6 protein-coding genes are annotated in these 2,247 nt (G+C 57.6%); 1 reads left to right on the top strand and 5 read right to left on the bottom strand.

Translation table 11 applies throughout. The annotated features are described in order from the left end of the window. On the top strand, positions 1-301 hold a 301-nt coding region (locus tag QJT78_RS50430), incomplete at its 5' end, for a hypothetical protein (protein ID WP_281460839.1). A gap of 175 nt (positions 302-476) precedes the next feature. Here the strand turns inward: QJT78_RS50430 and QJT78_RS50425 are convergent. The 5 genes from QJT78_RS50425 to QJT78_RS50405 form a co-directional block, all read right to left on the bottom strand. After that, positions 477-662, bottom strand: a complete 186-nt coding sequence (locus QJT78_RS50425; RefSeq protein WP_038945910.1) for a hypothetical protein — start codon at positions 660-662, stop codon at positions 477-479. A gap of 125 nt (positions 663-787) precedes the next feature. Then, on the bottom strand, positions 788-973 hold the full coding sequence (locus QJT78_RS50420; protein WP_038945911.1) for a hypothetical protein: 186 nt from the start codon (positions 971-973) through the stop codon (positions 788-790). Continuing rightward, positions 937-1,137, bottom strand: coding sequence for a hypothetical protein (locus tag QJT78_RS50415; protein WP_080586948.1), 201 nt, complete (start codon positions 1,135-1,137; stop codon positions 937-939). Before QJT78_RS50415 ends, QJT78_RS50420 begins: the two co-directional genes overlap by 37 nt. A 215-nt stretch (positions 1,138-1,352) precedes the next feature. Beyond that, positions 1,353-1,505, bottom strand: a complete 153-nt coding sequence (locus QJT78_RS50410; RefSeq protein ID WP_249165097.1) for a hypothetical protein — start codon at positions 1,503-1,505, stop codon at positions 1,353-1,355. A 462-nt stretch (positions 1,506-1,967) separates the two neighbouring features. Next, positions 1,968-2,247, bottom strand: a 280-nt coding sequence (locus QJT78_RS50405; protein WP_281460838.1) for a hypothetical protein, incomplete at its 5' end; no start/stop codon positions are given.

Raw genomic sequence — 2,247 nt, 5'->3', positions numbered from 1 at the left:
CCGGCGGCTCTTCTTCGTCATCTTCGCTCCTGATTCGCAGCAAGAATCCTCGCCGCTGTCAGGCAGAAAATCCACTCAAGCTACTGTCCGAATTTGCGGGGCCAGCTCTCGCCTCTTGAGGCGCCAGTACCCGACCAAGGCGCGCCACTCGAACAGGATGACGATGGTGGCAATCAGCGCACTACCAAGCCCTGCCATTATATTAAAATCATTTGGAGCATCGAATCACCGCGGCCGTGTCGATGTTCCTAAGTATCAAGTGAACAACTGTTCCGGAATTATTATTCGGTCGGCAGTCTGAAAGCCATCATAAGCGGCCTCAAAACTCCAAAATCAACCAAATGATAAGGCCAGCGTTCACGCTGCCTACGTGACGATGCCCGCTTGAATAAGCCGCTCGGTCATGCTGATCCTTGCGATCTTGAGACAGGACCATGCGCTTAACCGGAACGAGCGTCCATGCAGATTGGGCTAGTTTAAGTTCCGTCACGGACCTTGCGTTCGAGCATGGCCGCCTCGGCCTGATCGGCAAGAACCGTGAGATGGTTGGCCAGCCTATCGAACAGGTCCCGCTTGGCTTTGTCAGTGGCAAGATCGCTGATGAGCTTGCACTCGGTCGCGTCTGTCCGCAGCTTTTCTAATTGCGCTTGATAGTCCCGCATAGCACGCCCCGCCGCGCGTACCTTTCCCTTGAGCTGATTATACCACAGCCGTAGGCGCCCTGTCAGCGCACACGCGGCTGCGAATAGGAAGGTACCGGCTCAAAAAGATCGCAACTGAAGCGACCTCAATGCAACTTCTGGCGAAATTTATAGATGAGCTCGCGCAGCTCCTCAATGTCCTCGCCGATCATCTTGCGCGGCTCCTTTAGCCGCTCCTGCTCCTTTGAGCAGCAGGCTTCTTCGTAGGCTCCTTCTCGCTCAAGTCGAGAGCAACCTAGGTTGGCGGCTGCAGCCCGGGCGATCTCAGCCACTCGCTCATATGCGAGCCGGTCTCTACTTGGCGGGCTTTGCGTAAGAGGGTTTCGCGCTCAAGGCCGTGCGGGAGCTTCTTGGCTTGCTCTCTTAGACGTTCGGCTTCTTGGGCAAGGCGCGCTTCGAGGGATTGGGTTTGCTTGAACCGACGACGGTGAGTTATGACCGGCGTCGTGCGTACGGGTCCCAACCGCAGGGTTTACAGGCTTAACTTTAGCCAGCTCCGCGTAGGCCGTCATTAACAAATTGCTTGAAAAGCTAATTTGGTGGCGATGGTTTAGGAGGTCGGCTCACGGCTGGCCGCCCATCTGGCGGGCTCTTGTCAAATCGGGCAACTGAGGTCGGAAAGAGGCCAGTCAAAGTGTCAAACTGAAAGTCTTAGTTGGGCCGCTGCAAGCCCGGCGAACGTAACCAGTCGCTCAGATGTGAGCCCGTCTCGGCAATCCTGGCCCGCTTAAGCAGGGCTTCACGTTCCACCCCAACGGGCAACTGGCGAGCCCTTTCTTTGAGTTCGGCGGCCTGATCGGCCATTCGTTCTTCAAGAGAGCGGGTTTGCTTCACTCTACGGCGTTTCGGCACAACGGCCTCCTTGACTAGCTAACGACGACTCGTAACGGGCCCAAAGACATTCGGTTCCTTTGTCGCCTCCCGCCGAGCCTACTGCTCGCGGGGCCTCTGCCTTTGAGCCTTGCGCGCCATCTCCATCCATTCTTCCCCGAGCTTCAGCCACGCCTCCTTGTCGACCTCTCGCGTCGCCTTTTCAGCCTCATCCAGGCAATTCTGCGCTTGACGCAGGTATCTCACAAAATCAGCGTCGCCCATCACGTACAACGCGACGGCGAATGGAAGGTGCCGAATGAGAAGCCACAGGCGCGCCCCTTAAGGATCCACCGCCGCGCATGGAAGAGAGCTCGGCAGATTATCGAGAGGTCGCCGCCGAGCTTCTGAAATGATCCGAAAGCTTCGGCAACTAAGCCGCCAGCTGAGGCCGCCTTACCTCTGCTCGTTTTTCGCGAGGGACGCCAGTCTATCGAGTTGGCCGGCCAAACCCACATAAGTTCGGGCAATGTTTTTCAGGACGGCGGCGCGATCCTTGGAGATGCCGCTCGCGCCAGAAAGTCTCTTGTAGTGGTCAGCATGTTCTCGGCACTCAGCAATGTTGATCGTAAGCGCGTATTTTACCGCACAGGCTACGCGCGCGGCTGGCCGCGGCGTCGCGTGACGCCGGGCCCCAGCAGTGTCATCGGAACGGCTTGGTTGACCTGAGCGTTCG

Origin of the sequence: Bradyrhizobium sp. Mp27 (genome assembly GCF_029953005.1) — a bacterium.
GTDB lineage: Bacteria > Pseudomonadota > Alphaproteobacteria > Rhizobiales > Xanthobacteraceae > Bradyrhizobium > Bradyrhizobium barranii.
Note: the sequence above shows the minus strand (reverse complement) of the source record. Positions and strands in the feature narration are given on the sequence as shown.